Here is a 5,174-nt window from a genome sequence, read left to right on the forward strand (position 1 = left end):
AAATATTGTTGTTTACTCTTGTCCTTTATATCCATGAGAGAATAAAAGTGTTATCTCTTTTTTATTTTTCTGCAAAAAATTTGGTTTTCCTGCAAAAATGGAGCCTTCTCCGTTTTTATCTAAGCTGTTTTAATCGATTAAACTCTCTTAATCCCAAAGGTCAAGTTAGGATCCTCGATAATAGTAGGGTCCTTTTCACCCAGCTTTGGGCCAGGAACCTTGGTATTATCTTGTGGTGGAAGAACGTCCTTAAGGATTTTAGGCTGTAGAGGCTCTAATACATCATTTGGAGTATCATGAAGCATGCCGCCAGCCACCTTGTCCATTTCATCCATGTTCATTGCGTTGTTCTTCTTCATCTCAGTCATTTTTAAGCTCCCCTTTCTGTGTGGTTGTTTGTTTTTCTTTGTCCTTTATATCCATGAGAGGATAAAAGTGTTATAGATTTTTTTAAAATTAATGGGTACGAAGGAAGCCACCCACAAAACATAGCCCCGATTTCAGGACTTCGGCAGCCATAGTCTGCCTACGTTCCCCTGAAAGCGGGGCTTTACTTCGCACTTACTGGGTGCCTTGATTAAAGTGAGCCGCCTGCGGTGCCAGACCTCCCATACGTGCGGTCAGTCACACTCCGGCGTCTGGTATGCCCCGACTATATGAGATGCCCCGAATGATAGCGTATACCCCAGCAGCTTCTGCCCCCTACCTTTGGATAGCTGGGGCATACCCCATCATCAGAAAAAGGGCCAGTGCCAACTACATGATCCGAAAGGCGGTCGCTGTCTTTCCGTTCCCATCCGCTTCGCTGCTGTCCACTTCACTCCAGCCACCGCTTACACCCCGACTCCAAGGCCCAGTCCTGATGTCAGAGTATGGCCAGTTGATGCCACATTCCCCACGCACCCCATAGAAGCCAAGCCCTTCTTGCACATTCCCCCAGGGCTTTCACCAAGCCCTGCGAATGTGGGAGAGGGCCATACACTGCCACAGTATGGAGCTGTCAGCTGCTACAAGTTTCGTATGGGGTCGCTGTCATTGGCTCCCTTTCGCTGCGGCCTTCGTTCTCCGCTACAGTCCGCCAATTCCAGTCACCCCTTCCCGACTCGAAGTGTAGTTGCCGGAGGGTATCACTACACCCCAAGGGGCGCAGTCATACCCCCGTTTTTAGTGTCTCCCTTCTCCAAGAGAGTAGCGGAAGGTATGGCCATGGCAAGCCATAGCCACACCCTCCGCAGATGGTTGCCTTCCGCCAAGAGCGGAAGCCATTTTTAAGATGACTCGACTCTTAGTGTAGTGCTATGAGTATGGCAGGGGACCCTGATGGAGCATCCAGCCGTGTCACGCCCTTAAACCGACACTCCCCCTGTATGCTCTTGGATTTGTCCCCAGCTTATACGGTGGACTGGTGAGCGTCCGATAAGTTCCTTACGTCTATCGGAAGTAAAACCAGACCCGCCAGTACCGCCACCCTCTTTTACTGTCCGATAGACAAACTTATCGAAAGCTGACCAGTCCTTCGTGGCTGCTATCCCTTCGGGTCTCCCCCGCCCTCCACCCAAAATAAAAAGGACTACGTAAGCAGCCCAAGATAAAAACCAATATTAATAAGCATCATTGCATAATTTTCTTCCAATCTTCCTTTTGTTTTTCAAGTCCTTCTTTAATAGTTCCCTTCTTATTTATGCGGTTCATTATTCCCATATATCCGGGGTGTGCCAGGGGGAAAATTCTTGTGGTCTTGTTTTCTCCATATTCAGCATCAATTGGTTTATATTTTTCAATAAAATCATTATATGCCCCGCCAAAGCCTTCCGGCTTCTGGGTTTTATCACCACACAATGCATCAAAAACACATTCAAAGGTGAGTCTGCCAAGGCATAGGATATTTTCCGGTTCCAAAATTTCCACCAGACGTTTAAAAAATACGGCATCCCTTTTCATAAGTTCCTTGGGCATACCGCCGCTTTCCTTGCCCTTTCTGTAACCAAGGCAGAAATTGGTGAAAATCAGATCATCATAGCGTTTTGTGTCGATATTATAAGGTTTTCCCTCACTATCTTTAAGAACCTTAAACAGCTCCACTAAATTGTCATCAGTGTCGAAAACCGCCTTTTCATAATAAGGTTCTTCATGGCCATTATTTATGGCAATAACTCTATCAATAAAGTCATCTCGTCCCAAGAAAGGATTGCCCCAGTCCTGTCCAACCAAAAGATATTTTATGTGTGGGGTCTTTTGTTCGTACCCCAGCCCCTGCCAGTACGTGTAGAGATTTATTTCCTTACAGATATCAGTATCAAGAGTAGCCAATTCAATTTTGTTATTTTTATGCTCGTCAGGATTATCGCGATAGGATTTTTGCGACTCCTCCACCAGTTCATGATATTGCTCAGCCTTTTTCATATCCATGAAAATCATCCCCACATTTTTTCACCAGCTCCAGCAGTTCATCTTCACTGTTATAGCGGTGTATCTTAAAATATTCATTTCCGGAAAGCATAGCAGAAAGCTGTGTTTCATTAGGGCGATAAAAAATATGGACTTCCTTGTTATGGGCTTCAGCATAAGCCAGCTCATAACCAACGCCCAGAGACACCTGAGTGCATTCAGCCACCACAACATCACATTCCCGCAGCCATGCCGTGTCCTGCTCGTAAATGGCCTTATCCCCTTTATCTTCAACAGTTGAAAGACTCAAATCCCCCACATGCTCAGTGAGGACCTGATGTTTTTCCTTTAAGGCAGCTATAACTTTACGATAAAGTTCCGCATCTTTCCTGCCACCACGAATGGAACCAGCAAAATAAATTTTCATGGTTTATACCTCATTTCAAAATATCTATTTTAATCATTTTCAAAATATCCGTGTTCAGCATCATCTTCTGCTTTTTCTTCATCAGTCATTGGCTTGCTTGGGGTCTTTAAAGCCTCTGATGCCAATTTGGCCATTTCCTCAGGTGTAAGATTTTCAAAAGGATAAAATTCCTCCTTGGCCACAACCCCAGCTTCTATCATTTCAGACACCCGCTCCATTTCCTTGTATCTGTCCTTATGTTTAATAACTCTGTAAAGCTCTGAGCTGATGTCCACTGGTTCCTCCCATACACATTCATGGGCTGTTCCCTGTCCAAGTCCGCCAAAATACGGGCAATTCATACAATCCTTTTCATCCGGCTCCTTGATGGTATGGAGGCGCTTGCAGTAAATTTCCCGATCTGACTCCGGATAACCGTCCTCTATGGACTGGTTTATCTCATGGCCAATAAGGTTTATATGACGAATTAATTTCTTCATCATCGGCAAAACCTCCTTCTAAAATGAAATATATTTTATGCTTCCATAAGCTAAAATCCGCTTCCTTTTCTTACCCCCATTATATCCGCCCCGCCAGTAAAAAAAAGCCTTGTGACAGCAGTAATCAACTTAGCAACGGCGATACTACCATACAAGGCTAACAAGAAGTAAGCCCCAAAAAGCTTCTACTACTCACGAAAACAAATCTTTTCTATTCTTTTCTCTTTCCTCAGCTATCCGCCTTTCAATATCTTTCTTTTCATGCTCACGATTTATCATAAATAAATAAGTGTTAAAATCATCCAATACGTTTTTATACCTCTGCCACATTCCTGGTGATTCTATCTTGTAAGGATCATAAGGCGGGTTCAATATCTTATAAATTATAATGGGTATTGCTATAAAAACACCAACAGCTATGCAGATGCCTACCATAACACTCAGCCTCCCAGTCAATTGTTCCGCACTACATTACTTTGCAGGATAAAACTTATCAAGATAACGCTCACGAAAATATTGATATATCTTAGCAAATATAATCAGTGGCGATAGGATTAATAATACTGGAATGAATAGAATAGATATTATAAGAATAATTATTTTAAAGAATGGATCAAGGAATGTTTCATTGTGAAAGAAAAATTCTGATAATGATATGGTACTCTTTTGAGCAGGGTTATTATACTCATATTTAGTGGCATAAAACTCATAATCATTATAATTAGAATGTTCAAGCCAATATTCTCTATATTTCGGCTGACTGAGATAATAAATGTTCTTTTTATACGGATTATTCTCTTTTCGCATCTCATAAATACGAGGATTTTGTTTTTCCCATTCTATACGTTTGAGAAATTCCTTCTCTTTTTCCTGACGCCATTTTTCTTCTTCATATTTAAGACGTGATTCTCGTAGGAAGCCTGGAACACCCCGAATTGCATGTATAATTCCACCAATCAGGGTACCTATTATGATAATCCATAAAATTATTACAATAAATGTGAACATAATCAGCACCACCTTTCAGCATGGCCATAACTCTAAGGCAACCTACATTTCCGTTTCGGCTCAAAATGTTTCAACAATTCTTCAGCCATAGCCTGAGCTTCCTTGCCAGTCCTTATTTCTTCATTGAGTGCAAATATGTCACACCAAGATTTATTCTGGCAATTTTTACAGTCCATATAATGGGAATGTTCTTCGACTGAGAAATGGCAAGCATTATATGGGTCTGAATCAGCCAATATCGAAGCCCTGAACAAAAATCCCATAATGGCCACCACCTTTTATGCTGCAGTCATACGCCTAAAATTCTTTCCCTTTTCTTACCCCCATTATATCCGCCCTACCAATAAAATCAACGGTCAGACGGTCAAAAAAAGTGCCTCCCCCGTTACATTTTCAGAAACATTTTATATATTTTCGTTCCACTTATTGACACGTTATCCACAATTGTGTATAATTAAGACAGTTAAATATGGTGTCCATTGCGGAATGGCATTTCACCCCTGTTTTCTCTCCTGGCCGGGATAGAAATATAGTCATTCCGCGAAAAGTCCGCGGTGTGGCTGCCGCGGGCTTTTTGCGTTGCCAGCAATACTTAATGAGATTGAGCCATAGGCGAAAATCGAATTTAGTAGTGCTCACTTACGAAGTGTGCGTAGAAAACCTCGGCAAAGTCTTATTTTATCTTATTTTATGAGGAGGTTTTAGTATGACCAAAAAGATTAAAGTAACCAGTTCCATGCGGCTTCAGGTAATCACTGAGTCCGTTAACGGCAAGGAAACCTACAAGACTGTAGCTTTTTCCGGCATTGACTCCAAGATTTCCGATGACGATTTCATGGAGCTGGCAGAAGCTCTGGGCTCCATTATTGAGT

Annotated in this window: 6 protein-coding genes; all 6 read right to left on the minus strand. The window is 42.4% G+C overall.

Going from position 1 to position 5,174, the window contains the following annotated elements:
• Positions 1 to 137: 137 nt before the first annotated feature.
• A complete protein-coding gene (locus T525_RS0111095) occupies positions 138 to 368 on the minus strand; it encodes a hypothetical protein (protein WP_027397918.1) in 231 nt (76 codons plus the stop codon).
• 1,243 nt (positions 369 to 1,611) lie between these two features.
• Positions 1,612 to 2,409: a hypothetical protein gene (locus T525_RS0111100; protein WP_051533568.1), complete on the minus strand. Its 798-nt coding sequence runs from the start codon at positions 2,407 to 2,409 to the stop codon at positions 1,612 to 1,614.
• The gene (locus T525_RS0111105; protein WP_027407242.1) at positions 2,390 to 2,815 is read right to left on the minus strand and encodes a nucleoside 2-deoxyribosyltransferase; all 426 of its coding nucleotides are present in this window, start codon (positions 2,813 to 2,815) and stop codon (positions 2,390 to 2,392) included. The genes T525_RS0111100 and T525_RS0111105 overlap by 20 nt, the downstream gene beginning before the upstream one ends.
• Before the next feature lie 29 nt (positions 2,816 to 2,844).
• On the minus strand, positions 2,845 to 3,297 hold the full coding sequence (locus T525_RS0111110; protein ID WP_027407243.1) for a hypothetical protein: 453 nt from the start codon (positions 3,295 to 3,297) through the stop codon (positions 2,845 to 2,847).
• A gap of 189 nt (positions 3,298 to 3,486) precedes the next feature.
• On the minus strand, positions 3,487 to 3,729 hold the full coding sequence (locus T525_RS0111115; protein ID WP_027407244.1) for a hypothetical protein: 243 nt from the start codon (positions 3,727 to 3,729) through the stop codon (positions 3,487 to 3,489).
• A 36-nt stretch (positions 3,730 to 3,765) separates the two neighbouring features.
• Positions 3,766 to 4,302, minus strand: coding sequence for a hypothetical protein (locus T525_RS0111120; protein WP_027407245.1), 537 nt, complete (start codon positions 4,300 to 4,302; stop codon positions 3,766 to 3,768).
• Between the last annotated feature and the right edge of the window lie 872 nt (positions 4,303 to 5,174).

Origin of the sequence: Anaerovibrio sp. RM50 (assembly GCF_000622005.1) — a bacterium.
Lineage (GTDB): Bacteria > Bacillota > Negativicutes > Selenomonadales > Selenomonadaceae > Anaerovibrio.

What these genes read in the sequence shown, in the direction of transcription:
- T525_RS0111115 (WP_027407244.1), bottom strand. Translation starts at nt 3,729, where the DNA reads ATGGTAGGCATCTGCATAGCTGTTGGTGTTTTTATAGCAATACCCATT.
- T525_RS0111120 (WP_027407245.1), bottom strand. Translation starts at nt 4,302, where the DNA reads ATGTTCACATTTATTGTAATAATTTTATGGATTATCATAATAGGTACC.
- T525_RS0111105 (WP_027407242.1), bottom strand. Translation starts at nt 2,815, where the DNA reads ATGAAAATTTATTTTGCTGGTTCCATTCGTGGTGGCAGGAAAGATGCG.
- T525_RS0111100 (WP_051533568.1), bottom strand. Translation starts at nt 2,409, where the DNA reads ATGGATATGAAAAAGGCTGAGCAATATCATGAACTGGTGGAGGAGTCG.
- T525_RS0111110 (WP_027407243.1), bottom strand. Translation starts at nt 3,297, where the DNA reads ATGATGAAGAAATTAATTCGTCATATAAACCTTATTGGCCATGAGATA.
- T525_RS0111095 (WP_027397918.1), bottom strand. Translation starts at nt 368, where the DNA reads ATGACTGAGATGAAGAAGAACAACGCAATGAACATGGATGAAATGGAC.